Raw genomic sequence first — 26,193 nt, forward strand, 5'->3', positions numbered from 1 at the left:
GCTTCCTCGGGCTCACGATCGACGAGGAGTACGGCGGCTCGGGCGGCGACCATCTGGCGTACTGCCTGGTCACCAATGCCTTCACCTGCCTTCCGGGGCTACTACTTCGTGGTGCCGATGTTGAGGTAGTCGTACTGACCGCTGAAGGCAGCCGTGGAGACCAGGTTGGTGGCCGTGGGCGAGCGGTACAGAAGGACCTTGAAGTAGGTGAGCGGAACGATGACCGCCTGCTCCATGACCTTCTTGTCCACCTCGGTGTAGGCCGTGTTGCGGGCCGCCTCGTCGGTGTTCGCGATGGCGTCGTCGAGCAGCTTGTTGATCGCCGGGTCGTTCAGCTCGGACAGGTTCGTGTTACCGGACTGGCCGATGGCCTTGCCGTGCACGATCTGCTGGAGGTAGCCGTAGCCGGTCGGCCAGTCGGAACCCCACTGCATCATGATGAGGCCGATGCCCTCCTTCTTCGTGAACGTCGGGACGCCCGCGTAGTCGGAGAAGTACTTGCTCGACGGGTACTGCTTGATGCTCGCGTTGATGCCGACCTTCTTGAGGGACTCGACGATCGCCGTTGCCGAGTCGACCTCGTTCTGCCGGTCGCTGCGGGCGGAGATGACGGTCTTGAAGCCCTTCTCCTGGCCGCAGGCCTTCAGGTGCTCCTTGGCCTTGGCCACGTCACCCTTGTTGCCGGGGGTGGCGTAGGTGTCGGCCTTCACGTAGCCCTTGATGTCGGTCGGCAGCACGGTGCTGGCGAGGTCACCGCGGACCGGGCCGCCCATCGCGGTCTGCACGGAGACCTTGTCGATGGCGTACTGCACGGCCTTGCGGCACTCGACGTTGTTGAACGGCGCGACCTTGGTGTTGATCGCCGTGTAGACGAGACGGCCACCGGCGGTGTTGTCGGTGCTCGCCTTCAGGTCGGGCTTGCCGAGCAGCTGAGCCTGGGTCTGCGTGTCGACGCCGCGGCCCGCCAGGTCGACGTGGGTGGCACCCGACAGCAGGTCCTTGTCGATCGTCGCCTGGTTGACCTTCAGGTTCAGGACGATCTTGTCGGGGTACTGCTTGCGCAGCGGGTCGGTCTTGGCGTCCCAGTTCGGGTTGCGGACCAGGGTGACCTGCTTGCCCTCCTGGTAGCTCTCGAACTTGTACGAGCCCGAGGACACGATGGACTTGGTGTAGTCCACGCCCTTGTCCTTGGCCTTCGGCACCGGGGCGGTCTGCGGGGCGCTGACCAGGTAGTCGAAGTCCGCGAAGGGCTTGTTGAGCTTGAAGACGACCGTGGTGTCGTCCGGGGTCTCGATGGAGGCGAGGCCCTTGTCGCTCTTGTCCTTGTACGGGCCCTTGTACTTGGCCGGGTCGAGCAGCATCTGCTGGAAGTAGTTCGGCCCGAGGGACAGCGTGTCACGCGCGAAGTTGGAGCGCTCGACGGCGTACTTGACGTCCTTCGAGGTCACCACGGTGCCGTCGTCGTACTTGACGCCCGCGCGGATCTTGTACGTCCAGGTCTTGCCGCCGTCGCTCGGCACGCCCTTGGCCGCGGCCAGGTCGGGGACGAGTTCGTTGCCCGCCTCGCCCGGAGCGGGCTTGAACGTCATCAGCGGGCGGGCGTAGAGCCGGCTGAAGTTGTAGATGAAGGCGTAGTACGTGTTGCCCGGGTCGAAGGACTCCGGGGCGTCGGCCATCGCGTAGGTGACCGTGCCGCCCTTCTTGTCGGAGACGTTGACCATCTCCTTGGTGGCGGCATTGGCCCCGGCGGCCTTGCCTCCGCCGCCGTTCTTGTCCTCGGCCTTACTGCAGCCGGCGAGCACTATGCTCGCGCTGCTGATGACCGCGATTGCGGCCACTGCTGACCTTCGCATGATGGTCGGTTCCCCTTCGTTGTCGGAAACTTGGTTGGGACTCAGCCCGCGCGGCCGTCAGCGGCTGCGTGGGTCGAGCGCGTCCCGGAGGCCGTCACCGAGCAGGTTGAACGCCAGCACGGTGACGAAGATGGCAAGGCCGGGCACGACCATGTACTGCGGGTCGACCTCGAAGAAGTCCTTTGCCTGGTCGAGCATTCCGCCCCAGGAGGCCTGGGGCGGCTGGATCCCGACGCCGAGGAAGCTGAGCGACGCCTCGAAGATGATGTTGGTCGGGATGAGCAGCGTCGAGTAGACGATGATTGGCGCGACGAGGTTCGGCAGCAGTTCCCTGAAGAGGATGTACGGGCCACGGGCCCCCATCCCGCGCGCAGCGTCCACGAACTCCCGCTCACGCAGCGCCAGCGCCTGCCCTCGGACGATCCGGCCCATGTACGGCCAGTTGAAGAAGCCGATGACGAAGATCAGCACGAGGATGTGGAGGGGCAGTCCCTCAAGGCCGAAGGCGCCGCCCTGCAGCGTGGCGGAGATGGCGATGGCGAACAGCAGCAGCGGGAACGCGAGGAAGGTGTCCATCAGGCGGCTGATGATCGTGTCGACCCGTCCGCCGTAGTACCCGGCGACGACGCCCAGGATGGTCCCGATGGCGTTGGACAGGATCGTGGCACCGAAGGCCACCACCAGGGACACCCAGGAACCCTCGAGGATGCGGGCGAGGATGTCACGGCCGAACTTCGGCTCGACGCCCAGGGGGTGATCCCAGCTCATTCCGCCGAAATCGCCCTTGGGGAGGCTGGTGTTGGGGTCGATGAGGTCCTGGTGGAACTGGTTCGGGTCGAGCCCTAGCATCGCCTGCAGTGGTCTGGAAAGGGCGGCGATCAGGATGAGCAGCACCACGACAATGCCGCCGACGACGGCCACCTTGTCGCGCTTGAAGCGCGTCCAGGCGATCTGCCCGAGCGAACGGCCCTCGATCTGCTGGGCCTTGACGCCCCGCAGCACAGCCTCGGGCGCAACATCGGTCTGCGATCCAGTGGTCTCTATGGGTGCGGTCATCGTCCCTCGTGCTTGCCCGTGCCGGCGGTTGCCGACGGTGCGTTGGCGGCCCCGCCCCGGGTCGACGGTGCGGTCGGTGGTGCTGCCTGAATTACCGGTGATTCGGGTGGTTTTGACGGGTGGCATTGAGACCATCGACCTCAACTGCACACATGTCCGACGCCCCCACGCTTGCGGGGAGTCTTCAACGCTCTCGCGATCACCTGCCAGACCTGACGGGGAATGGATGCGCAACCGTGATGTGGCCAGCCTCGTTCCGTTATGCGGACAACGGGATCGACTGAGCGGTTCGAACGCCTCGGGCATCGGTTCAACGCCACCCCTGGCGACCGGGAACGGCGGTCGGTTACTCCCGTTCAGCGGCCGTGCGGCGGAGGGTAGCCGTAGCCGCCCCCTGGCTCCGCCGGGGAGAGGCCCACGACCGGTGCGCCGCCGTGGGCGTCACGGTCGTAGAACGGACGGGCGTTGGCCCGCAGCCACATCGTCACCGGGTCGTAGTCGTCGGACATCGCGACGGTGGACACCGGCAGCCCGTCCGGAACCGCGGCGATCGACTGCTGCATCATGGCGCGCACCGCGTCCACGGACTGCCTGCCGGTGTCGTACAGATCGAGCCCGATGGCGAGATACGGAGCGCCGAGCGCGGGCTGCACCCAGGCGCGGCGCAGCGAGCGGACCGCGGCGGTGCGGTGAGCGTTCTGCGAGAGCAGGCCGTAGAAGTGCGGGATCTCGATGGCCGGTTCGGACATCCGCAGGGGTCCGGCAGGCATCCGGTCGAGGCCGGTGGCGATCCGGCGCAGATCGAGCCAGGGGATGCCGACGCCGCCGCCGGGGGCGTGCGGGTTGAGCCAGATCCCCCAGCGGTCGGGGAACAGGGCGCGGGCGACGTCCGGACCGCTGACCACTTCGTGGGCACGGTTCCAGCCGGAGACGGAGAGCTCCTGGGCGGAGGTGACGCAAGGGGCGTAGCCGACGCCGTCGACTTCCATATTCCCGTACTGGGCGTCGGGCGAGCCCGCTTGTCCGTGCCAGAGCAGCATCCAGAGCCGGCCGCTCGCCGGGTCGGCGATCGCCTGCAGCAGCGCCTCGTACGCGTCGTAGCGTCCGGGAGTCACCTGGCGCAGCATGTGCTCGACCTGCCCGGCCGCCGCGGTGCCTGACGCACTCACCCTGGGTTCCGCCCCTCTTCGATCCACCCGGCACGCATGCGGCGGGTCCGACCTGGCCATCAAACCAGCTTAATCGGGAGTTCTGACGCCGACTTGACGACTACACGTGCTGTCGTTGATAGAAGGGCCGCACCCGCTCCAGCATCCACATACCGACGGGGTCCTGCGCCACATCCAGCAGTACGAGATTGACCGGCCAGCCCACCTGGGCCCGGCCCAGCGCCCGGCTGAGCGCATCCATCGGGGCATTGCGCTCGGCGGTCTCCCAGGAGGAGACCTGGACGCCGATGAACAGCGTCGGCGACTCGCCCTCAATGGACGCGAGCGCGCGGCGGGCGGTGAGGACGACACCAGAGCTCTCGAACTCACCGGCCGCGGCGGCGAGGAAGTCCACCGGCTCCTCCTGCCAGTCGGGCTCGAAGAGCCGCACCCGGCCGCCGGTCGCCGGACCCTCGAGGGGCGGGCGTCCCACCCGGCACAGTTCGGCGACGGCGGGCGGCGGCAGCGGGGCGCCGACCGTGCCGCCCGGGTTCACGGCGATGCCGAGCTGCGGGGGCAGTCCGCGGGCGAATTCGCGGGCGGGGGCGACGGTGAAGGACATATGGCTGCCGACGCAGTGCAGGAACTGCTGCTCGGAGCTGAAGACCGGGACGTACGCCGCCCCGTCGACCTCCATGGTGGGCAGATCGAGGTCGGGGCTGTCCGGGCCGCCGCCGTTGGGCAGCGGCACCCAGATCTGGCTGCGGCCGAGCACCTCGACGAGGCGGCCGCCTGCGGAGGGGTTGCCGAGGGATGCGGCGAGCACCTCTTCGAGCTCGTTCGCCGGCCAGCCGCCGTACGGATGCGGATGCGGATGCTCCGGTGTCTGCATGTGCTGTCCTTCTCCCCCTGCGTTCCCACGGTTGCGCGCACGACCCTAACGCCGTGGGGGCCCGCCCGGGCGGCCGGGGGCGGGGCATTCGGCCCCGCTTGTCCTCAATCGCCGGACGAGCTTGATCTCGACTCCTCGAAGCCGACCAGGTCAAGCGCCCCAGCCGAGTCCCGGTCCAGCAGCACCGCCGACGCGCAGCCCGCCGGCACCCGCCCGGCCTCCGCGTCGCCGACCAGACGGCCCACCGCCCGCCGGTGCCGGGCGAATGCGTACCCCGACACTCCGCGGCCGCGCTCGCGCTGGCCCTCCCTGGCCACCGCCGGCGTGACGTCAAGAAGCACCAGATGCAGGCCGCGGCCGCGGCGGCGCGTCTCGCGGGCCAGCCAGCGCCGCACCCAGGCCTGCGTGCCGCAGTCGTGTACGACGACGCTCCCGCCGGAGCGCAAGGCGCGCCGCAGTCCGGCGTAGTGCGCGATCCGGACCAGCGGGCGGTAGACGGCGTACGGCAGGAGCTTCGGCATCCGCGCGTCCCATCGGTCCCGGGCGTCCTGCGAGTCGATGCCGCGGGCGCGCGCCGCGCGCCGGATCAACGTGGACTTTCCGCTGCCGGGCAGGCCGGAGACGACCACTACGTCACCGTCGGCGAAGACCAGACTGCGCGGGCTGCGCCCCGAGCGGTCTCTCAGGTCATGCAGCACGGGCGCGGGCGCCTTGGCCAGTCGCCGAGCAGCCGCGCCCGGCGGGGCGGGCACCCCCGCGGTCGTCGCGTACGCCTCGGACCGCTGCAACGTCATCACCCTCCCCCATGTCGGGTTACGCACCCTTGCCCATGAAGTGTAAAGAAACGGTAATGCGGCACAACCATATTGCAGCCAAGGGCCTGTCGCCCCACTCCGCCACGATGCGTGCAATGATGTCGGCGCAAACTGCATACCGGCCGCTTGAATCCACGCGGGAGAGTCCTGGCCACGGTGTGCGCCGGGCGCCGAAGGAGCAAGTCCCTCCCTTGAATCTCTCAGGCCCCGTACCGCGTGTGATGAGGCAGATCTGAAAAGCGAGCCGCTGTCGAGTGGCTCCACCCAAGGTGCAAGTCACGACCACCAATACGTGCGGTCGCGACGAACCTCTCAGGTTCCGATGACAGATGGGGAGGATCGTCCTCATCGGCCATGCCCTGGGAGCCACATCTATGAGCAACGCCCCCCGTCTGACCGCCCTCGATGCCCTGCACCGTTCGCTGGGCGCGACCATGACCGACTTCGCGGGCTGGGACATGCCGCTGCGGTATGGCAGTGAGCGCGACGAGCACAACGCCGTCCGCACCCGGGCCGGCCTCTTCGACCTCTCCCACATGGGCGAGATCACCGTCACCGGGCCGCAGGCCGCCGATCTCCTCGACTACGCACTGGTCGGCAACATCGGCGGCGTCGCCGTCGGCCGCGCCCGCTACACCATGATCTGCCAGGAGGACGGCGGGATCCTCGACGACCTGATCGTCTACCGCCTCGGCGAGACCGAGGCCCCCGAATACCTCGTCGTCGCCAACGCGGGCAACGCCCAGGTGGTGCTGGACGCGCTGACCTCCCGCGCCGACGGCTTCGCCGCCGAGGTGCGCGACGACCGTGACGCGTATGCCCTGATCGCCGTCCAGGGTCCGAAGTCCCCGGGCATTGTGAAGTCGCTGACCGACGCCGACCTGGACGGGCTGAAGTACTACGCGGGCCTGCCCGGCACGGTCGCCGGCGTCCCGGCGCTGATCGCCCGCACCGGTTACACCGGCGAGGACGGCTTCGAGCTCTTCGTCGAGCCTCAGCACGCCGAGAAGCTCTGGCAGGCGCTGACCGAGGCCGGAGCGCCGGCCGGTCTGATCCCCTGCGGCCTCTCCTGCCGCGACACGCTGCGCCTGGAGGCGGGCATGCCGCTGTACGGGCACGAGCTGACGACCGCGCTGACCCCCTTCGACGCGGGCCTGGGCCGGGTCGTGAAGTTCGAGAAGACGGCCAACGGTGGGCGCTTCGTCGGCCGCGATGCCCTTGAGGCCGCCGCCGAGCGCGCGGCGACCAACCCGCCGCGGCGGCTCGTCGGCCTGATCGCCGAGGGCCGCCGGGTCCCCCGCGCCGGGTACCAGGTGGTCGCAGACGGTCAGGTGATCGGCGAGGTCACCTCGGGCGCCCCGTCGCCGACGCTGGGCAAGCCGATCGCCATCGCCTACGTGGACGCCGCGCACGCCGCTCCCGGCACCGAGGGCGTCGGCGTCGACATCCGCGGCTCCCACGAGCCGTACGAGGTCGTCGCGCTGCCGTTCTACAAGCGCCAGAAGTGATCCTCGGCACCACACCGGGCCCGTTCACCAGCACTCCCCCGCGTACAGGAGAATTCAGGTCATGAGCAACCCCCAGCAGCTGCGCTACAGCAAGGAGCACGAGTGGCTGTCGCCCGCCGATGACGGCGTGTCGACGGTCGGCATCACGGAGCACGCGGCCAACGCGCTCGGCGATGTGGTGTTCGTACAGCTCCCGGAGGTCGGTGACACGGTGACCGCGGGCGAGACCTGCGGCGAGCTGGAGTCGACCAAATCGGTCAGCGACCTGTACTCCCCGGTCAGCGGTGAGGTCGTCGAGGCCAACCAGGATGTCGTCGACGACCCGTCGCTGGTGAACTCCGCTCCCTTCGAGGGCGGCTGGCTCTTCAAGGTGCGCGTCGTGGAGGAGCAGAAGGACCTGCTCTCCGCCGACGAGTACACCGAGTTCTCCGGCTCCTAAGGACGTATGGCATGTCTGTTCTCAACACCCCTCTCCATGAGCTGGACCCCGACGTCGCCGCCGCTGTCGACGCCGAGCTCCACCGTCAGCAGTCCACCCTCGAGATGATCGCGTCGGAGAACTTCGCTCCGGTCGCGGTCATGGAGGCGCAGGGCTCCGTTCTCACCAACAAGTACGCCGAGGGCTACCCGGGCCGCCGCTACTACGGCGGCTGCGAGCACGTCGATGTCATCGAGCAGATCGCCATCGACCGCATCAAGGAGCTCTTCGGCGCCGAGCACGCCAACGTCCAGCCGCACTCGGGCGCCCAGGCGAACGCGGCCGCGATGTTCGCCCTGCTCAAGCCGGGCGACACGATCATGGGTCTGAACCTCGCCCACGGCGGGCACCTGACCCACGGCATGAAGATCAACTTCTCCGGCAAGCTCTACAACGTGGTCGCGTACCACGTCGACGACGCCACCGGTCAGGTCGACATGGCCGAGGTCGAGCGACTCGCCAAGGAGTCGAAGCCGAAGCTGATCGTGGCCGGCTGGTCCGCGTACCCGCGTCACCTGGACTTCGCGGCCTTCCGCCGGATCGCCGACGAGGTCGGCGCGTATCTGATGGTCGACATGGCCCACTTCGCGGGTCTCGTCGCCGCCGGACTGCACCCCAACCCGGTGCCGCACGCCCATGTCGTCACCACCACCACGCACAAGACCCTCGGCGGCCCGCGCGGCGGTGTGATCCTGTCCACACAGGAGCTCGCCAAGAAGATCAACTCGGCGGTCTTCCCGGGCCAGCAGGGCGGTCCGCTGGAGCACGTCATCGCGGCGAAGGCGGTCTCCTTCAAGGTCGCGGCGTCCGAGGAGTTCCAGGAGCGCCAGCAGCGCACCCTCGACGGCGCCCGGATCCTCGCCGCGCGTCTCGTCCGGGACGATGTGACCGAGCACGGCGTCTCCGTCCTTTCGGGCGGCACCGATGTGCACCTGGTCCTGGTCGACCTGCGCAACTCCGAGCTGGACGGCCAGCAGGCCGAGGACCGCCTCCACGAGGTGGGCATCACCGTCAACCGGAACGCAATTCCGAACGACCCGCGGCCGCCGATGGTCACCTCGGGTCTGCGGATCGGCACCCCGGCGCTGGCGACCCGCGGTTTCCAGGACGAGGACTTCCGCGAGGTCGCGGACATCATCGCCGAGGCACTGAAGCCGTCGTACGACGCTCAGGCGCTGAGCGCCCGGGTCTCGGCGCTGGCCGCGAAGCACCCGCTTTACCCCGGCCTGAAGTAGTTCCGTACACTTTTGTACGAAACGCTTTTGTACGGACCCAGGGGGCACCGCGCGCACTGGACAGTGCGCGCGGTGCCCCGCACCGTGTACCAGCTCGCTTCTGCACCACCCCGGCAGACAACGGCGTCTACCAACCCTCTAGGAGTTCTCCGTGGCCATCTCGGTCTTCGACCTGTTCTCGATCGGCATCGGCCCGTCCAGCTCCCACACAGTCGGCCCGATGCGCGCCGCCGCCATGTTCGCCCGGCGGCTCAAGAACGAGGGCATGCTGGCCCACACCGCCGCCATACGCGCAGAGCTCTTCGGCTCCCTGGGCGCGACCGGCCACGGCCACGGCACCCCCAAGGCCGTCCTGCTCGGCCTGGAGGGCAATTCCCCCCGCACTGTCGACGTCGAGACCGCGGACGCGCAGGTCGGGCGCATCCGTACCAGCGGCCGGATCAGTCTGCTCGGCGTCCACGAGATCGGCTTCGACTTCGACAAGGATCTGGTGCTGCACCGCCGCAAGACCCTGCCGTACCACGCCAACGGAATGACGATCTTCGCGTACGACGCCGAGGGTGCGACGGTTCTGGAAAAGACGTACTACTCGGTGGGCGGCGGCTTCGTCGTTGACGAGGACGCCGTCGGCGAGGACCGGATCAAGCTCGACGACACCGTGCTGAAGTACCCCTTCCGCACCGGTGACGAGCTGCTGCGGCTCGCCCAGGAGACCGGCCTGTCCATCTCGGCGCTGATGCTGGAGAACGAGAAGGCATGGCGCTCCGAGGAGGAGATCCGCGAGGGCCTGCTGGAGATCTGGCGGGTCATGCAGGCCTGTGTCTCGCGCGGCATGTCCCGCGAAGGCATCCTGCCCGGCGGTCTCAAGGTCCGCCGCCGCGCGGCCAACTCGGCCCGCCAGCTGCGCGCCGAGGGCGACCCTCTGGCCCGCTCCATGGAGTGGATCACGCTGTACGCGATGGCCGTGAACGAGGAGAACGCCGCGGGCGGCCGCGTTGTCACCGCACCCACCAACGGCGCCGCGGGCATCATCCCGGCCGTGCTGCACTACTACATGAACTTCGTGCCCGGCGCCGACGAGGACGGCGTGGTCCGTTTCCTGCTGGCCGCCGGCGCGATCGGCATGCTCTTCAAGGAGAACGCCTCCATCTCCGGCGCCGAGGTCGGCTGCCAGGGCGAGGTCGGCTCCGCCTGCTCGATGGCCGCGGGCGCACTCGCCGAGGTGCTGGGCGGCACCCCCGAGCAGGTCGAGAACGCCGCGGAGATCGGCATGGAGCACAACCTCGGCCTGACCTGCGACCCGGTCGGCGGCCTGGTCCAGATCCCGTGCATCGAGCGCAACGGCATGGCGGCGGTGAAGGCCGTGACGGCGGCGAGGATGGCGATGCGCGGCGACGGCAGCCACAAGGTCTCGCTGGACAAGGTCATCAAGACGATGAAGGACACCGGCGCGGACATGTCGGTGAAGTACAAGGAGACCGCGCGCGGCGGCCTCGCGGTGAACATCATCGAGTGCTGAGAAACCACGCCTGATCAGCAATTTCTCAGCTTTTCAGCTCTGTCAGGGGCTTACCCGTCCACACGGCGGTCGTCCCTGAAAAGTCCCCCTGACAGAGCTGAAAGTCCCTGAAGAGTCCCTGGGAAAGCGACTCCCCCGGGAAAGCGCACTGCCCGACCACAGAAGACGGCGCGTCATCGGCCTGCGGGGCGAGGAACTCTCGCAATCCTGGTCGGCCGAGCGGATACGCCCCGAACTGGGCTTCCATGTGCGGCGGTCGACGACTGAGCACTCTCGGCGCGGTGCCTACGGGCCTACACGATGGCCTTCACGGCCATGACCGTGGAGACGAAGATCACGACACCGCAGAACACTCGTCTGATGGTGCCGGCAGGCAGTTTCAACGACAGTCTCGACGACAGGAGCGCCGCACCCATCGTCGCCGCCGCGAAGGCCAGTGTGATGGTCCAGTCCAGGTGGGTTCCGGCCAGGTGGCTGGCGAATCCCACTGCCGAGTTGATCGCAATGACGACCAGCGATGTTCCCACAGCCAGCGGCATGGGAAGCTCCAGCGCCATGGTCAGCGCGGGCACGATGAGAAATCCGCCGCCGACACCCAGTATTCCGGTGAGCGTACCCACCGCGGCGCCCATGGACACACCACGGGGAACAGTGCGCCGTAGGTCCGCCCGCTGGAATTCGGACCGATCCGCCGCGGCCTCTCCGCTCTCCGAACCTTTCAGGACGAGCCCGGCCCCAAGCAGCAGTACCGCGGCGAACGTCAGCGTCAGCGCCACGTCACTCAACCGCTGGCCCAGTACGCTTCCCGCCAGCGCGAACGGGATTCCGCTGAGGGCCATCAGCACCGCGGCCGTCCAGTCGACCCCGCCGCGCAGCCGGGGGACGACCGAGGTGACGGACGCGGCGAACACGACGAGGAGGGCGGTGGCCATCGCCTCATGCAGGGGGAGGCCCACTCCGTAGGCGAGAGCAGGCACGGCGAGTATCGATCCGCCCGAGCCGACAGTCCCCAGGATCGCTCCGATGAGGACACCGGCGACGACGGTGATGGCCAGCGACGTCACCGGTCACTGTCCGCGAGAACACGGACGGCGTCACCGGAGGCCGGCCGGCGGGTCGTCGTCTGCCATGCGGCGAATCCGCCCTGCAGGTCCGTGACCTCCCGGTGGCCGTAGGCGCGTAGCAGGCTCGCAGCGACACTCGACCTCCACCCGCCGGCGCAGTACGCCACGACTCCACGGCCGGCCGGCACTTCGGCGTGGCGGCGGGACAACTCCGCCAGAGGAATATGGATGGAACCGGGTATAGCGCCTGCCTCCCGTTCTCCCGCGTTGCGCACGTCCAGCGCCGTCAGGTCGTCGCGGACCTGATCGAAGCTCTGGACCGAGAGACGATCCGCGGCCTGGATCAGGTCCCGCAGCTCGTCGGGGAATCCGTGAGTCGCGTCGACGTGTCCGATCACCGTGTCGTAACCGATCCGGGCCAGCCTCAGGACGGATTCCCGCGCACGCCCGTCGACCGTGATGACGACGATCTGGTCACCGTGCCGGAGCACCGTGCCCGCAGTCTCCGCGAAACGCCCGTCGAGACCGACGTTGACCGCTCCGCGCAGGTGCCCGGCCGCGAACGTCTCCGGATCGCGCGTGTCGAGGAGGCTGGCACCGCTGGCGAGAGCGTCGCGAAGTCGCGGACCGGTCAGTTCGTCGACGCTGATCTGCGGGTCGAGGACAGGGCGCATCCGGCGATTGAGCGTGACATCGACCGCGAAGTAGTCCGGAACCGCCGGTTGGCCGGAGGTGACGCGAGTGACGAACTCCTCTTCGGTCATCCGTTGCACCGACGGATTCGTCAGCCGCTCGTCACCGATCGTGGAGGTGGTCTCGGTGGACAGGTTCTTTCCGCACGAGGACCCGGCGCCGTGCGCGGGCATCACCCTCACCGCGTCGGGCAGCGCCATCAGGACGCGGTGGACCGATCGGTACTGGGCGCGGGCCAACTCGTACGCTTCGGCGCCTGCAACTACCGCGGCGGGGTCGGGGCGCCCGACGTCGCCGACGAACAAGGAGTCGCCGGTGAGCACCGCGTAGGGGTCGTCAGCCGGCGTCTCGCGGACAAGGATGCTGATCGACTCCCAGGTGTGGCCGGGTGTTTCCAGCACTTCCAGATCGACCTCACCGAGACTGATGTGGTCGCCGTGAGAAAGGCGCCGGATCGCGTAGTCGGTCTGCACCCGCGCACCGAAACCGATCCAGGCTCCGGTGGCGTCTGCCAGTTCGAGGTGACCGGAGACGAAATCGGCGTGTAGATGCGTGTTGATGACGCCGACGATCCGCAGGCCTGCTCGCCGGGCATCATCGAGGTAACCGGCGATGTCCCGCTGCGGATCGACGACGACCGCGTCGCCGGAGCGTTCATCTGCGATGAGATAAGAGGCGTGCGAAAGGCATGCGAGGTAGTACTGCTCGAGCAGCATGACAGTCAACTCCCTGTGATGGGCTGTCCGGAACGCGACCAGGCATCCGTGCCGCCCGCGACCGAGACAGCTGTGTATCCCGCGGCGATCAACATGGATGCGGCCCTGAGACTGCGCTTTCCTGACCTGCAGATGACGTAGACGAAATCAGCGGATTCGATGTCGGAGAGTCGTTCACTCAGGACGCTCAACGGGATGGAGACCGCGCCGGGCACATGTCCACCGGCGAACTCGTCGGGCTCACGAACATCAATGATGGTCGCACCACTGCGGTGGGCTTCAACAACGTCTGCCAGATCGGCCTCTGGCGCCGTCCAGGTGCTCATGGTGGATTCTCTCCATTCTTCTCATGGCCCCCGCCGGTGAATTCGATGACGGGCCGGAAGCTCGCAGCAAAGGGATTCTTCAAGAGATCGCCCCCGCTCTGGGTGAAATGGCGCGTGAAACGTCTTTCCCGATCGTCGCGGCGTCGCCGTCACCCGTGACATAAATCAACACATAGCGGACATCGATGGCCGTGACCTGCCGGAGCCTCCGGGACGATCAGGACTCCGCTACGGCTACGCGTTCAGCCCGACCGAGGTCGCAACGTGGTGGCCGGCCCACGGGAGACGGGTGGGCGCGTGGCGGTGGCAAGCACCGTCTTGCCGGCCCGACTGCATCACGCACAGGCCGACCATCAAGGGGTCCTCTCCATGGCCGCTATCGCCCAGTCGTGCATCTTCCCCGAGTGGTACAGCAACGGCTGCGCACCGGAGCGGTGGACGGTGTGCACCCGCGCGAGGAGGATGACGTGGTCGCCACCGTCGTAGATGCGCGCGATGTGGCAGTTCAGCCACGCGGCGACGCCCTCCAGCAGCGGGACGTCTTGGGAGCCGGGCTGCAACTCGACGCCGGCGAACCGATCCTCCTGGCGGCTGGCGAAGCGCTTGGCCAGCCATGCCTGGTCGTTGGCCAGCACGTTGACACCCATCGGTCCGCCGACCCGGAACGCGGGCAGACTGCTGGCGGAACGCGCGACGCACACCAGTAGCAACGGAGGATCGAGCGACACCGAGGCGAACGAACTGATCGTCAGCCCGACCGGCTTGCCGCCCGACGTCGTGGTGATGATGGTCACGCCGCTGGGAAAGGTACCAGCGGTTTTCCGCAGCGAATTCGGGTCGACCGGTTCCCCCCGGGTCCACTCACCGGTGAGGGCGTCGTCGAGTACTTCTGCCGCGGCGAAAACGGTACTGTTCACGAACGGTCGTCCTCTCGGGTAGAACAGGCATGGGTGAGCAGCATTCGGATTCGGGGGTCGGACAGGGGAAGCGATTCTTCGACCTGTGCGCGCAGAATCCGTCGCAGGTCTTGGAGCTGCTCGAGGAAGATTCGGCACGGTGGACATTCCTCGAGATGGCGCACGACCTGAGCGTTCCATCCCTCGTCGTCGATTTCGAGCAGGTCGTCGACGAGGGGAAGGAAGTCGATGCAGTCGATCGCAGCAGCGTTGGCCGCGTCGAAATTCTCACCGATCTTCACAACCAACTCCCTGATTCGTTGTCAGGGCATCCACGCCCGAACTGATAACACTCAATGTGAGCGCGGAGCTTCGCTCGGCCGCGGTGCAGCAGAATGCGCTGATTGCCCGGGTCGAGGTCGAGGAGGTCGCACACCTCCTCGGCACTGAAACCCTCCACATCACGCAGCAGCACCACGCTCCGCTGCCGCTGCGGCAGTTTGTCCAGGGCTTCGAGCACCTTGACCCGAAGCTCCGCGGTGACTGCGCGCTCTTCGGGTATGAAACGGGTGGACGGCGGCAGCGACCAGTGGCCCGCGTCTGGATGACCGGGCGGATGCAGGCGGCCGGCGAGCGGATCGCCCTCGTCCGTCGCCTCCTCGGTCTCGACGGTCCGGCGTCGGATCTCGCTTCCGAGCGCCTGACGCGCCTTGTTCCGCAGCACCGCGTAGATCCAGGTACGCAGAGACGAGCGGGCCTCGAACGTGTGCACCGCTTTGAGGGCGGCGATCCACGTCTCCTGCACCACGTCCTCCGCGAGAGCAGGCGGCACGATGGTCCGGGCGAAGCGGAGCATGCCCGGGTACAGCGACGCGATCTGCTCCGCGAGCAGCAGCCGTTCCCCGGCGAGCTCCGCGTCGTCCGACGACCTCGCAGTCATCTCGGCCTGCTCACCGATCATTGCCCGCATGCGGCCAACTCCCAGCGGAGCTGCGACTCCGAGGGGGACTGCACGGGTATGAAGGCGGCTTCGCGATAGCGACGGCTCGCACCCGAGCTGCTGGCATAGCCCTTGCCTCCGGCGGTCTTCGCCTCGAGAGTCGCTGTACCGGTGGCCACCTCGGCAGCGGCCAGCCGCATGGCCAGGAGCTCCGCACGGGTCGGCGGGACGAGTCCCCCGACACTGTGCGCCGCCTTCATCATCGCGGCGTTGACCAGCGCTATCTTGCCCGCCATGGATTCCACCTCGGTGGTGAACACCGAGTTGACGCCAACCAGGGACGCCCGCGCGTTGGCGAGACAAGTGCGGGCCAGCCCGAGGCACATCGCCGTCTGCAGCACCATGAACGTGGGCCGCACCGAGGTCAGGAAGGCGTCGAAGTCGCTCGTCAGCACCTGCTCGGCGCCGATCCGGACATCGGTCAGGGACAGGAACGACGAGGCGGTGCTGCCCAGCGCCAGGAGGGAGAACGACTTCCCGACCTTGATCCCCTCAGTGGCGAGCGGCAGCGCGAAAATGATCTTGTCGCCCTTGTCGGTGCGCGCTCCGGTGACGAGCAAGGCATCGGCGTAGAGGTTGGACGCCCACCGGATCGGCCCGTTCAGCAGGTAGCCGTCACCGTCTTCGGTCGCGGTGATCTCGAGCGTGCCGCAGCCCGCGAGATCACGGAACGACGATGCCATGCCGGTGATACCGGGTGTCTGACCGGAACGCAGCTGAGGGAGCAGGCTCTCCGCATACGGGGTGGCGGCGACGGTGAGGTACTCAATGGTCATCCGGTGGGCCCAGGTGGTGAACGCCGAGCTCATGCACCGTTCCGAGAGGCTCGAGATGACCGCGGCCATCGCTTCCAGCTCACCGTGGTGGTTGCGGGGGGCGCCCAGGTCCAGCAGCCCCTCTCCGGCCAGAGCGCTGAGCACCGGACGTGCGTCACGTTCACCGCGATCAAGTGCGTCGGCCTGGCCTGCGATCTCCTCGCAGAGCTGCTCGGAAAGCATGCCGAGGGAACGGTTCGCCTGCGCTATGGGCTGCACTTGCTGATCAGTAGTCATCTGGGTTCCTCCGGTCGTGGGTGGGGACTTCGCGTGGCGGACACTCGGCTGACGGCCGCGTTCACCAGTGGTAGTCGAGGAATTTTCCGTCCAGGGTGACGACGACCCGGTCACCCGCGGGGTCGGAGCGTCGCTCGACCTCGAGATTGAAATTGATGGCGCTCATGATTCCGTCACCGAACTTCTCGTGGATCAGTTCCTTGAGCGCCGGCCCGTACACCATCAAAGCTTCGTAAAAGCGGTAGATGGTCGGGTCCGTGGGAATTATCTGTTCGCCTGGTCCACGGTAGGGCTGCATCTGCAGCGCTTCCACGACCTCATTGTCCAAACCAAGCAGAGCCCCAACGGCCACCGCATCGCCCCTGGTCATCGGGTGTTGCCCGAGGAGTGCCGCGGTCGTCCACACGGCAGGCTTGCCGATCTGCTCCGCGATGTGCTCCCAGGTCACTCCCGCGCGGACACGCGCGACGGCAACGATTTTTGCGGCTTCTTCCTTGCTTACCATCGGGTCCATTGTGGTCCTCCCCGGAATATTCAGAGAAAAGATGAATTCGACCGTTCGGTCGGCCAGCGACGTTATACGTTACCGTCGAGTTGTTTCGGGCGTATGAACGCCCATTTCATCCAGGTAGTTGGTCGTTATAGTGGTCGATCCCACATGCTTATGCGGTTTCATTCGGCGACCCGCACGGTATTTCCCATCGCCATGAGAAGATTCCTACGAGAGGATTCAACAGCGTCCAATTTCCTGTATGGGGCCGTCGAATATCGACGGCCCCATACAGAAAGGCAGGGGTGCCCCGGTCAGCCGATGGTCAGTGTCGAACTCATCTGGACGGGGCGAGCGAACGTGTTGACCACCGGAGACCACACCATCGCGTTCTCCTTGATTTCCTGGAGTGTGGCCTCACTGGCGTCGCCCGCGAGCGTGATGGCGCAGCGAACGGCAGTGAATCCCGGCACCTTGCCCTCTGGGGTGTCTCCGACACCCCAGACCGCGGAGATGTCGATGTCGCCCTCCATGGCGACCTCGATCTTGCTCAGCGTGACGCCTCGGGACGTCGCGTTGGCGAGCAGCCCCACGGAGACGCAGGAACCGAGTGCAGCCAGTGCCATCTCGGAGGGGTTGGGTGCGGCGTCGTCACCGAGAAGGTGGCAGGGCTCCGACACGAGGACCGGCTCCAGGGTGCGGATCTGGGTGAAGTTGCGGAAACCCCCCTCGCAAGTCGTCGTGGCCTTGAGTGTCTTGTGTCCCACCGAAGGGTCCGCCTTGGCACTCTCCGACAGCCGCGCCAAGCCCTCCGTGTCGATCCCGGCGAGAGCATTGATGGTGTCAGACATCGTGGGTCCTTCCGTGTGGCCGACGAGCACGTCGGCGCGGGCAGCGCCTGGGGCGCGTTCCCGAATTTGGATGAGCACAGCGGTAGTTCTCGGTACCTGTCCTGCCGTTACACGGATCCGCGAAAAAAGTTTGCAGACTTTCCGATTTACATGCTTGACACATAAGAGGCACTTCAGAGAAACATTTCCGGCACGGATGGCGTCAGCCGGCCGGTGACGGCGGGCCGGCTCCCGGACCAGCCTTGGTGTACGGCGGTGCGGGCGCCGCAAGCCCGACACGGCTCGGCCGGACACCGACAATGCCTTCGGGCGCGGTGGCTCAGGCGTTGCGGGTCGCGGCGACGCCGGTATGCCGTTTTTCCATGGTGGCGATCAGCCAGAACGGACCCGCCACGAAAACCGTGCCGCCGACCAGGTTGCCGAGCGTCGCCCAGAGGAGGTTGCGCAGCAGCCCGTGGTCACCCATACCCCAGGAAAGGCTGGTGGCGACGTCCGGGAGGGCGCCGGACGGGTGGGCGAACTCGAGCAGAAGAGGAAAGCTGATGAACCCCACGTTGGCGATGACGTGCTGGGTCATGCCGATGACGAAGGCGAACGGGCCGTAGAAAGCGAATGACATACGGGCAATGTCCGTCCGCGCTTTGAAGAACATGAACATGGCCGTCTGCAGGAACCAGGTGCAGATTAGCGCGAGCAGGAACGTCGAGAAATTGGACGTCCCGCTCTTGGCCAAACCAACCGTGTATGCATGCGAAAGGAACGGAACCGACGTGTAGGGGCCACCGGCACCGGCAGCGATACCAACGAAGACGAATGCGCCAATGATGTTTCCGGTCCAGCCCAAGCACATGAAGCGAAGATACTGCAGCGGAGTCATGCGGCGTTCCAAGATCGCGACGAGGCCCGCCGCCATATCTGCGGTGATCAGCGACATGGAGGACACCAGGATGAGGACGAACGAGAATCCGAAGGCCAGGCCCATGAGCAAGTTCGCCAGACCCGGTGTCTGGATGCCTGTGCTCACCGACAGTGCGAGAAGCACTCCGAAAGCCACCATGGCACCGCCGACGAGCGATCGCAGAAAATGGGCGACCGGCGCCGGCACCTTCTCCATGGCAACATCCGCGGCACGGTGAAGCGCGACGCTCAAAGGGTGCGGCTCGAACGGGTCGAGGAGCGCCGGAGACCCATCACCCGAGCTGATGAGCCGGGCCTGCTTCTGAGTTGCAGCAACCGTGTTCGTCATGAGTCTCCTTTGGTCGACGCGACGAGCGATGTGGGTACTCGTTCCGCGCACGCGGATGATCTACGAGAAGCGACTAGCCATCGATTCGCACACGTAGTTCGCCCCGAACGGCTCGGCGTTACGCGTCAATCGGCGTCCAGATCGCCCGAGCCCAAGTCTTAACACCAGAGCAATGCCCGGCAATGCAAACGAAATTCGGCGCCCAGTGTCGGAAACAATTCGTTTACACGACGTCTTTCCGCTCCAACCTGAGGCGAGGTCAACGGCGACGAGATCACCACCATGGCTTCGGCGAAGCGAGTAGTACCGGTTAGTACTCCAGCCGTAGATCGTGATCTTCATGTCTGGGTTGCGGCTTGTCGTCGGTAATGGCTGGTCTGTGATCGTGCCTGGTGGCGGCGTCGCCAGTCGGACCAGCCAAGCCGGTGGGCCAGGCCGTGGAGAGGTCGGACGGCGACGGTGAGGAACAAGCGCTGGATCTCGTTGCAGGTCAACGGGATGAGGCCGTCCGGTGCAGGGTGGCGTGCGTGTTCGTCGGCGCGAACCACGGCGAGGAAGGCGTGGGCGAGCATTGCCAGGGTGACCCAACGGCTCCAGGAGGGGTAATGGCGGACCTGGTGCTCGTCGAGCCCGGCCAGCCGTTTCTCGGTCTGGAAGGTCTCTTCCACACGCCACCTGGAGCCGGCGACCTTGACCAGGGTGCTCAGCGGTACGGAATCGACGGAATGGCAGAGATAGTAGGCGAGTTCACCGGTGGTTCGGTTGCGGCGGATCAGCAGCTGGCGGTTGCCCGGCGCCGGATCGGCGAGATCGACGACGGCCCAGTCGTAGAAGCGGTGGCCCTTCGCGCCGCGTCCGGCGGACAGCTTCTGCCAGGCTCTCTCGGGCAGCTTGGCCGCCAGGGTGTCGGCGCGGAACTTGCCTGCCCCGGTGGTCACGTCGGTCGAACAGGCCACCGCGAGCACATAGCCCATGCCGCGTTCCTCCAGAGCGGACCGCAGTTTCGGGTTGCCGCCGTAAACCTCGTCGCCGGTCACCCAGCCGACCCGGTGTCCGGCGTCCAGGAACCGTTCGATCATCGCGGTGGCCAGCTGAGGCTTGGTCGCGAAGATCGTGTCCTCGCCGAGTCCCGCTGTCCGGCAGCGATCGGGGTCGGAGGTCCAGGAGCGCGGGATGTACAACTCCCGGTCCACCGCCGCGTGGCCGCGGGCGCCGGCGTAGACGAGATAGACGGCGACCTGCGAGTTCTCGATCCGCCCCGCGGTTCCGGTGTACTGGCGCTGGACCCCGACGGTGTGGACCCCCTTCTTCACGTCGCCGGTCTCATCCACGACCAGTACCGCAGCATCGTCGTGGAGATGCTCGACGACGTACTCACGGACATCGTCACGGACCGCATCCGCGTCCCAAGAGGCCCGGCACAACAGATGCTGCATGCCGTGCGGGTTCGCCTCCCCGGCCCACTCCGCGATCGTCCAGCAGTTCTTACGCGGTAAGTCCGACAGCAGTCCCAGCACCAACCGTCGGGCCCGAAGCCGGGGCTCAACCCGCGCGAACCGGCCCGCGATACGACCCATGACCGCCTCGAACGACTCCCGCCAACGGCCGGGATCTATGCTGTGGCCTGCGGCCACCGTCTCTTCGTAAGTCCACACAACTCACGATGATCAGCGGTGGCCGCCCCCGTTCCCGGACCGGCCCCCACCAGAAAGATCACCATCTACAGCTTGCCGCACACGGAGTGTGCGGAGTACTAGCGTGCGAACGGCTCGTTCGCTCCCTCACCCGTCAGCACCTTCCGCAGCACCTCGGCGAACTCCATCGGCTGCACGAGGAAGCCGCCGTGGTCGCCGGGGAACTCGACCGGCGGCGTGCCGAGCAGCTTGGCCAGCGCCGTGGAGGTCAGGTACGTGTCCAGGCCGCCCGAGGCGACTCCGATGCCGACGACGACACGGGTCCGGCCGGCCGTCAATGCGGCGACGTCGGGCAGGTAGCGGGTGGTGCCCCGCAGCTCATGGCCGAAGAAGCGGGCGCTGTTGGCGAGGTCCTGCAGCGAGGGCTCCTTTGGCGGCGGAGCGGGGGTACCGTCGTCGCCGTCATCGAATCCGGCGCTGGCCATGAACTTCTTCCACGCCGCCTCCACGCCCTCCCTGTGGAAGGTCTCGATCATGTCGTCGACCTCGGTGCGCCGCTCGGGGGCGTCGGAGAGCAGCTCTAGCAGGGGAGGCTCGTGAGCGACGAGCGTCCGCACCCGCCCGGGATGCCGCGCGACCAGCGCGAGCCCCGTCACCGCGCCGCCGCTGCTGCCGAACACGTCGGCGGACTCGGCTCCGAGGGTGTCCATGAGGGCGGCGACGTCGTCCGCCCGCAGCTCGGGGGTGGAGTCCTGCTCGGGGTCGTCGAGGGGGCTGCCCGAGATGCCCCGTGGGTCGTGGGTGACGACGGTATGGTCACTTGCGAGCGCGTCGGCCAGCGGTGCGAAGTCCGCGGCGGCCATCGGCGCTCCCATGACCAGCAGCAGCGGCCCCGCGCCGCGGACCTCGTAGTGCAGGCGCCCGCCCGGGACTTCGAGGGCGTGGGTGGTGGTCATAGCTGGTCGTCCTTACCTCGAGAGGCCGTCCGCGTTCGCGGCGACGGGGGTAGGACTCCGGCCGGCGAGGAAACTCATCGCCCGCCTGCTCAACTCCTGACCACCACACCGGCTCGACGCCTCGCCTACGGGCTCGACTGGACTCGCTGGCGACGACGCCACCAACACCGCCACCTCGCCCGCACCAGCCACTACCACCGCCGACCAGCAACATGATCACGATCTACAGCTGGAGTATTAGCCTCACGGCGGTGCGGGGCGCAAGCAGGGGTCGATGGGAGCGTCTTGGGATCAGACAGGCGCAAAGGAAGCGAAACAGACGCGTTCCAGCAGGGAGACGGAGAAAGCGCTCTTTATGTACGGCGGCACCGACGCCAAGGACCGCCGAGCTTCCGAATGGGGCATCGAGTGATGTACAGGCTCTCGGTGCTCAACCAGAGGGTGGCAGAGCAAGAGCAGGCAGACTCCCGCTCCGACCAAGGTCGGGTCGGTAGCTGTGGGCCGTGGGATACGCGCAGGGCGGCGGCCTGACCGACGCCGGGAGAGCCGCGCGGGAGCGGATCCGGCTGGAGGCTTGCGGGTCCGGGAGCGGCATCTCGGGCAACATTGTCGCGGCCACGCTCATCGGGGGCATGTCTGGACGTGGTCACGCGGTGCTCGAAGTGTTCCGTACGCCGCCGACGCTGGACGACGCCCTGGCGGCCGAGGGCCGGTGAACTCCCGGGTGGGTCCCCGGCCCGGCCGAGGAGCCTCCCCCAGAGCCTTCGGCCTGGGAGGTGCCCCCCGGTGGTTCAGGCCTTGTTCAGCCCTTGTTGAGCGAGCCCCAGAACTCCTCGAACGTCAACTGACCGTCGCCGTTCGTGTCCTTGGTCTTGATCACTGCCTCGGCGACCGTCTCGGTGACATTGAAGTCCCCCAGCTGCGCCATCACGCTCTTGTACTCCGCCGCCGTGATCAGGCCGTCGCCGTTCACGTCGTACCGCTCGAACGCCCGGCGCGCCTCTTCGATGTCCGCCACTGCTTCCGCCCCTTCTTGGTGCATTACTGACGGAGGTCAGATTAACGGCCTGGTGGAGACTTAGGACGAGGAGGTACGCGGGATGAGCGAAGCTTTGGCGAGGATTCTGGCAGCCGCGGCGGCCGGGGAGTTCCCGCCACCGGACGGTTCCACAACCGTGATCGGGCAGCCGAACGCGCGCGACGCGGGCGTGGTGGCGTTCACCGCGCACTCGGTGATCTTCACGGACGAGGATCCCGAGTGGGTACGGGCGGAGCTCGCCGCGACCGATTCCGACCGGCTTGCCGCCGCGATGAACCCGGCGTTCCTGGCCGCCATGCTGGCCCGCACCGGCCGCTCGATGAACACCATCGACATGCTGACGGTCGCCGGGGCGCTGCCGGGCAGGCCCGATCTCGAGCTGCGCGAGATCGAGGACCCGGACCACCCGCGGGTGGCGCGGGCCCTGAAGTTCCGTGACGGCGTACGGGTCTGGGCCGCCGACGGCGGAGTGGTGGTGCTCGGCCGGGGCGTGGCCGGCCGCTGGGAGACCGCGATCGAGGTGGACGAGCGGGCGCGCGGCCTCGGCCTGGGCGTGGCGCTCGCGCTGGCGGCCCGCCATCTGGTGCCGGACTCCGTCGTGTGGGCCCAGCAGTCGCCGGGGAACGCCCGCAGCGTGCGGACTTTCCAGGCCGCGGGCTTCAAACCGGTGGGCTCCGAGGCGCTGTTCGTGGCGGGCTGAACAGGCGACAGAACGGGCTTCAACTACCTTTTCCGTAGGACGGAAGATCATCCCGCCCTACGGATATGCCCCGGGCTCGGACTGGCCGTCCGGACCGGGGCGCATGTGCACGCGCCTTACCGGAAGACACCCGTGTGGCCGAGCGAGTAGCGGCCGGGCTGCGGGTAGACCGCGAGTCCGTGCGGGCCGCTGCCCACCGCGATACGGGCCAGCTGCTTGCCGGTGGTGGTGTCGATCGCGTACACCTCGGAGTCGTAACGCCCGGACAGCCACAGCACCTTGCCGTCCGCCGAGACGCCGCCCATGTCGGGGCTGCCGCCGTCGGGCAGCCACCATTTCTTGGTGAGCTTGTTCTGCTTGAAGTCGAAGACCGAGATGGAGCCCTCGCCACGGTTGGGGACGTACATCTCCTTGGAGTCACGGCTGATGTAGAGGCCGTGGCAGCCCTTGCCGGTGGGCAGCAGCTGGGGCGTCAGGAAGCTGTCGCCGTCGAGCACCCACATGCCGTGCGCCATCATGTCGGCGATGTAGAAGGTCCTGCCGTCCGGGGAAAGCTTCACATCCTGCGGCATCGCGCCGTGGAAGGGCAGCTTCTGCCGGCCGATGACTTCCATCTTCTCCGTGTCGACCTTCAGCAGCTCGCCGGAGAACTCGCAGGAGACGACGAAGTACCTGCCGTCGGCGGAGAAGTCCGCGTGGTTGACGCCGTAGCAGGAGACCGGGGTCGTCTTGACCTGTTTCATGGTGTGCGGGTCACGGAAGACGAGTTCGCGGTCAAGGGAAGCCATCACGATGGCGTACTTGCCGTTGGGCGTGAAGTAGAGGTTGTACGGGTCGTGCACCTCGACCGCCTTGCCCGCGACTCCGGTGGCCGGGTCGATCGGGGTGAGCGTGTGGCCGCGGTTGTTGTTGACCCAGAGCGTCTTCATGTCCCAGGACGGGACGACGTGCTGCGGCTGGACACCGACCGGGATCGTCCTGATGACCTTGTACGAGGTGGGGTCGATGACCGAGACAGTGTTGGAGTTGGTGTTGGGGACGTACACCCGGGACGGGAAACCCTTGACCGCCGGCGAGAGCTTGCCCGGCCGGTTGGCGGAGTAGATGTCCTTCGGGTCGAGCACCGGCGGCATGCCGGGCAGTCCGGCCGGGGCGACAGCCTTGTTGGGCTTGGCGGCGGCCCTGGTGTGGCGCACCTCCGCCTCGTCGCCGTGTGAGCTGCAGCCCACGAACAGGACGAGCAGGGCGAGCAGCGCCCCGGCGAGCAGCGCGGTGGTTCTCTTGGTGAGGGGAATGATCGGGTGCATCAGGTCAGCAGCTCCGTGGTCGTCACCGCGCGCAGTCGGCGGCGGTCGAGGTCGTCGAGGAGGCCGGGCAGTGCGGCGACGGTGTCCGCATAGCCGAAGTGCAGGCTCACCACAGACCCGCGCTGGATCTGCCGGGTGACGTTGCGGGTGACGGCCGTGGCGCCGGGCGAGGTGAAGTCGAGGGAGTCGACGTCGTACGAGAGGACGTGCGGGTAGCCGGCCCGGTGGGCGAGTTTCGCGACGAGGGGGGTGGCGTACTGCGTACGGGAGGGTCGGAACCAGCTGCCGATGGAGCCGGTGAGCCGGCGCAGCCGCTCGGCGCAGTTGGTGATCTCGGCGTACGCCTCGGTCTCGGACATCGATGAGATGCCCAGATGGCGCTGGGTGTGGTTGCCGAGGTCGTGGCCGCCGTCGAGGATCCGGCGGGCGAGCTCGGGATGTTGGTCGAGCCAGTCGCCGACGACGAGCACAGTGATGCGGGCGCCGGCCCGCTCGGCCTCGGCAAGCACGGCCTTGGCGGTGGCCGGGTCGCCCTGGCCGTGGAAGGTGAGGGCCACGCTGTCGCGGTCGCGTGGGCCGTGCGCGATCTCGGCGGGCTGCCCGGGGAACCGGCGGGGGGCGGGTGCGGGACGGGGACCGCGGGACGGCGGGGCAGGCGCGGCGGGCGGCATCGGGGCGGGACCGCCGTCGGTACAGCCTGTGGCGAGGGCGCCCGCGGCGGCGGCCCCCACTCCTGCGCGCAGTGCGCTGCGGCGGTCGATCGAGCTCACGGGAAAGCACAGTAAGGGCGAATCAGACAAAAGATAACGATTGACCCGGGCCAGGTCGTCGTAAGCTGCCGTGGATACACCCCCACAATCCACGGCGCTCCACAGAAGCCCCCGCTCAGGGGGCTTCCGTGTGCCCGGGTCACGCTGCCCGGGTCACGCTGCCCGGGTCACGCTGCCCGGGTCACGCTGCCCGGGTCGCTGTATCCGGGTCGCTGGATCCGGGTGGGCGTCAGCGGTCGGAGACCCGCATCTCGAACCAGGTGGTCTTGCCGCGCGGCAGCAGATCCACGCCCCACCGGTCGGAGAGCTTGTCTACGAGGAAGAGCCCGCGGCCGCTGATGTCCATCTCCTGGACCGGCATCAGACAGGGCAGACCGCGCGAAGGATCGCGGACCTCGATCCTGATCCAGCCGCGGCGGCGCAGCATCCGCAGCCCGAAGACCCGCGCCCCGGTGTGCCGTACGGCGTTACCGACGAGCTCCGAGACCAGTAACACCGCGTGCTCGGCGGTCTGCGAGGGGAGGGCCCACTGGCGGAGCACCACGCACTGGGTCAGCCGGCGCGCGGTGGCGGCGGACTCGGGGCGGGAGGGCAGCTTGATTTCCTCGTCCGTGGGACTGCCGAACAACTCCAGTGCTCTGAGAGCCTGTTCGTCCTCGACGGCAGGCAACCATCGCGCCGCGGCAGCGCTGCCGCGCTGCTGCGGTTGTTCCACACCTTCGAGGCCCGCCATGCCCCCATCATGGCCGCAACGAGCGAATTCCGGGGCCGTTCCGGCGGAATGGGGCCCCCGAATCGGCTACTCCGGGATATCGGATGGCATATGAACCGTGGCCGCATGCAGGCTCTCACGCCCATCCTGAGCTGCCCTGATCGCCTTGCTTGCGAATGATCGAAGCGCAGCGGGCCGATGCGTCTTGAGGCTGCCATAAGACCCGGCTAAGCCGCA

The 26,193-nt window shown here is 67.6% G+C and carries 26 protein-coding genes, 2 pseudogenes and 1 riboswitch; of the genes and pseudogenes, 7 read left to right on the forward strand and 21 right to left on the reverse strand.

The features are described 5' to 3' along the window. Positions 1-74 (forward strand): annotated as a pseudogene (locus ACWDO5_RS15540) (acyl-CoA dehydrogenase family protein); the annotation flags it as partial. A gap of 27 nt (positions 75-101) precedes the next feature. Here ACWDO5_RS15540 and ACWDO5_RS15545 read toward each other — a convergent pair. From ACWDO5_RS15545 to ACWDO5_RS15565, 5 genes are all read right to left on the reverse strand, one after another. Then, complete coding sequence (locus ACWDO5_RS15545) at positions 102-1,853, reverse strand: ABC transporter substrate-binding protein (RefSeq protein WP_450530800.1); 1,752 nt, start codon at positions 1,851-1,853, stop codon at positions 102-104. Between the two features lie 57 nt (positions 1,854-1,910). Beyond that, positions 1,911-2,909 (reverse strand): ABC transporter permease, encoded by a 999-nt coding sequence (locus ACWDO5_RS15550; RefSeq protein WP_450530801.1) that lies wholly within the window; start codon positions 2,907-2,909, stop codon positions 1,911-1,913. Between the two features lie 356 nt (positions 2,910-3,265). Then, complete coding sequence (locus tag ACWDO5_RS15555) at positions 3,266-4,078, reverse strand: enhanced serine sensitivity protein SseB C-terminal domain-containing protein (protein ID WP_450530802.1); 813 nt, start codon at positions 4,076-4,078, stop codon at positions 3,266-3,268. A gap of 100 nt (positions 4,079-4,178) precedes the next feature. Further along, a complete protein-coding gene (locus ACWDO5_RS15560) occupies positions 4,179-4,949 on the reverse strand; it encodes an enhanced serine sensitivity protein SseB (protein ID WP_450530803.1) in 771 nt (256 codons plus the stop codon). 104 nt (positions 4,950-5,053) lie between these two features. Next, complete coding sequence (locus ACWDO5_RS15565; protein WP_450530804.1) at positions 5,054-5,743, reverse strand: AAA family ATPase; 690 nt, start codon at positions 5,741-5,743, stop codon at positions 5,054-5,056. Positions 5,744-5,891: 148 nt separating this feature from the next. Continuing rightward, positions 5,892-5,989, forward strand: a riboswitch (glycine riboswitch). Between the two features lie 149 nt (positions 5,990-6,138). Here ACWDO5_RS15565 and gcvT point away from each other — a divergent pair. The 4 genes from gcvT to ACWDO5_RS15585 all read left to right on the forward strand — a co-directional run bounded on the left by gcvT (position 6,139) and on the right by ACWDO5_RS15585 (position 10,504). Beyond that, positions 6,139-7,272: a glycine cleavage system aminomethyltransferase GcvT gene (gene gcvT / locus ACWDO5_RS15570; protein ID WP_450530805.1), complete on the forward strand. Its 1,134-nt coding sequence runs from the start codon at positions 6,139-6,141 to the stop codon at positions 7,270-7,272. Between the two features lie 61 nt (positions 7,273-7,333). Beyond that, positions 7,334-7,711 (forward strand): glycine cleavage system protein GcvH, encoded by a 378-nt coding sequence (gene gcvH, locus ACWDO5_RS15575; RefSeq protein ID WP_450530806.1) that lies wholly within the window; start codon positions 7,334-7,336, stop codon positions 7,709-7,711. Positions 7,712-7,722: 11 nt separating this feature from the next. Beyond that, positions 7,723-8,985: a serine hydroxymethyltransferase gene (glyA, locus tag ACWDO5_RS15580; protein WP_450530807.1), complete on the forward strand. Its 1,263-nt coding sequence runs from the start codon at positions 7,723-7,725 to the stop codon at positions 8,983-8,985. Positions 8,986-9,136: 151 nt separating this feature from the next. Next, positions 9,137-10,504 (forward strand): L-serine ammonia-lyase, encoded by a 1,368-nt coding sequence (locus tag ACWDO5_RS15585; RefSeq protein ID WP_450530808.1) that lies wholly within the window; start codon positions 9,137-9,139, stop codon positions 10,502-10,504. Between the two features lie 293 nt (positions 10,505-10,797). Here ACWDO5_RS15585 and ACWDO5_RS15590 read toward each other — a convergent pair whose 3' ends face one another. The 12 genes from ACWDO5_RS15590 to ACWDO5_RS15645 form a co-directional block, all read right to left on the reverse strand. Further along, entirely contained in the window at positions 10,798-11,568 is a 771-nt protein-coding gene (locus tag ACWDO5_RS15590; protein ID WP_450530809.1) for a sulfite exporter TauE/SafE family protein, read from the reverse strand. Next, positions 11,565-12,977, reverse strand: coding sequence for a rhodanese-like domain-containing protein (locus ACWDO5_RS15595; RefSeq protein WP_450530810.1), 1,413 nt, complete (start codon positions 12,975-12,977; stop codon positions 11,565-11,567). The genes ACWDO5_RS15590 and ACWDO5_RS15595 overlap by 4 nt, the downstream gene beginning before the upstream one ends. A 5-nt stretch (positions 12,978-12,982) precedes the next feature. Then, a complete protein-coding gene (locus tag ACWDO5_RS15600; RefSeq protein WP_450530811.1) occupies positions 12,983-13,303 on the reverse strand; it encodes a rhodanese-like domain-containing protein in 321 nt (106 codons plus the stop codon). A gap of 353 nt (positions 13,304-13,656) precedes the next feature. Continuing rightward, on the reverse strand, positions 13,657-14,220 hold the full coding sequence (locus ACWDO5_RS15605; RefSeq protein ID WP_450530812.1) for a flavin reductase family protein: 564 nt from the start codon (positions 14,218-14,220) through the stop codon (positions 13,657-13,659). Then, a complete protein-coding gene (locus ACWDO5_RS15610) occupies positions 14,217-14,501 on the reverse strand; it encodes a hypothetical protein (RefSeq protein ID WP_450530813.1) in 285 nt (94 codons plus the stop codon). Before ACWDO5_RS15610 ends, ACWDO5_RS15605 begins: the two co-directional genes overlap by 4 nt. Continuing rightward, positions 14,498-15,169: an RNA polymerase sigma factor gene (locus ACWDO5_RS15615; protein ID WP_450530814.1), complete on the reverse strand. Its 672-nt coding sequence runs from the start codon at positions 15,167-15,169 to the stop codon at positions 14,498-14,500. Before ACWDO5_RS15615 ends, ACWDO5_RS15610 begins: the two co-directional genes overlap by 4 nt. Next, positions 15,157-16,251 (reverse strand): hypothetical protein, encoded by a 1,095-nt coding sequence (locus ACWDO5_RS15620; RefSeq protein WP_450530815.1) that lies wholly within the window; start codon positions 16,249-16,251, stop codon positions 15,157-15,159. Before ACWDO5_RS15620 ends, ACWDO5_RS15615 begins: the two co-directional genes overlap by 13 nt. 61 nt (positions 16,252-16,312) lie before the next feature. Further along, positions 16,313-16,756: a cyanase gene (gene cynS, locus ACWDO5_RS15625; RefSeq protein WP_450530816.1), complete on the reverse strand. Its 444-nt coding sequence runs from the start codon at positions 16,754-16,756 to the stop codon at positions 16,313-16,315. A gap of 299 nt (positions 16,757-17,055) precedes the next feature. Next, entirely contained in the window at positions 17,056-17,592 is a 537-nt protein-coding gene (locus ACWDO5_RS15630; RefSeq protein WP_450530817.1) for an OsmC family protein, read from the reverse strand. Between the two features lie 319 nt (positions 17,593-17,911). Then, entirely contained in the window at positions 17,912-18,838 is a 927-nt protein-coding gene (locus ACWDO5_RS15635; protein WP_450530818.1) for a formate/nitrite transporter family protein, read from the reverse strand. 338 nt (positions 18,839-19,176) lie between these two features. After that, positions 19,177-20,415, reverse strand: coding sequence for an IS701 family transposase (locus ACWDO5_RS15640; protein WP_450530841.1), 1,239 nt, complete (start codon positions 20,413-20,415; stop codon positions 19,177-19,179). Positions 20,416-20,591: 176 nt separating this feature from the next. Continuing rightward, on the reverse strand, positions 20,592-21,428 hold the full coding sequence (locus tag ACWDO5_RS15645) for an alpha/beta fold hydrolase (protein WP_450530819.1): 837 nt from the start codon (positions 21,426-21,428) through the stop codon (positions 20,592-20,594). A 503-nt stretch (positions 21,429-21,931) separates the two neighbouring features. Here ACWDO5_RS15645 and ACWDO5_RS15650 point away from each other — a divergent pair. Next, positions 21,932-22,175, forward strand: a pseudogene (locus tag ACWDO5_RS15650) (hypothetical protein); the annotation flags it as partial. 55 nt (positions 22,176-22,230) lie between these two features. Here the strand turns inward: ACWDO5_RS15650 and ACWDO5_RS15655 are convergent. After that, positions 22,231-22,446, reverse strand: a complete 216-nt coding sequence (locus ACWDO5_RS15655) for an EF-hand domain-containing protein (protein WP_450530820.1) — start codon at positions 22,444-22,446, stop codon at positions 22,231-22,233. An 82-nt stretch (positions 22,447-22,528) separates the two neighbouring features. Here ACWDO5_RS15655 and ACWDO5_RS15660 point away from each other — a divergent pair, with 82 nt between their 5' ends. After that, entirely contained in the window at positions 22,529-23,167 is a 639-nt protein-coding gene (locus ACWDO5_RS15660) for a GNAT family N-acetyltransferase (protein WP_450530821.1), read from the forward strand. Positions 23,168-23,283: 116 nt separating this feature from the next. On the opposite strand, the gene ACWDO5_RS15665 is transcribed toward ACWDO5_RS15660, so the two are convergent. The 3 genes from ACWDO5_RS15665 to ACWDO5_RS15675 form a co-directional block, all read right to left on the reverse strand. Then, positions 23,284-24,474: a YVTN family beta-propeller repeat protein gene (locus ACWDO5_RS15665; protein ID WP_450530822.1), complete on the reverse strand. Its 1,191-nt coding sequence runs from the start codon at positions 24,472-24,474 to the stop codon at positions 23,284-23,286. After that, entirely contained in the window at positions 24,474-25,244 is a 771-nt protein-coding gene (locus ACWDO5_RS15670; protein WP_450530823.1) for a polysaccharide deacetylase family protein, read from the reverse strand. The genes ACWDO5_RS15665 and ACWDO5_RS15670 overlap by 1 nt, the downstream gene beginning before the upstream one ends. Before the next feature lie 229 nt (positions 25,245-25,473). Beyond that, positions 25,474-25,977: an ATP-binding protein gene (locus ACWDO5_RS15675; RefSeq protein WP_450530824.1), complete on the reverse strand. Its 504-nt coding sequence runs from the start codon at positions 25,975-25,977 to the stop codon at positions 25,474-25,476. Positions 25,978-26,193 lie beyond the last annotated feature (216 nt).

The sequence above is a fragment of the Streptomyces sp. NPDC000880 genome (assembly GCF_053599675.1).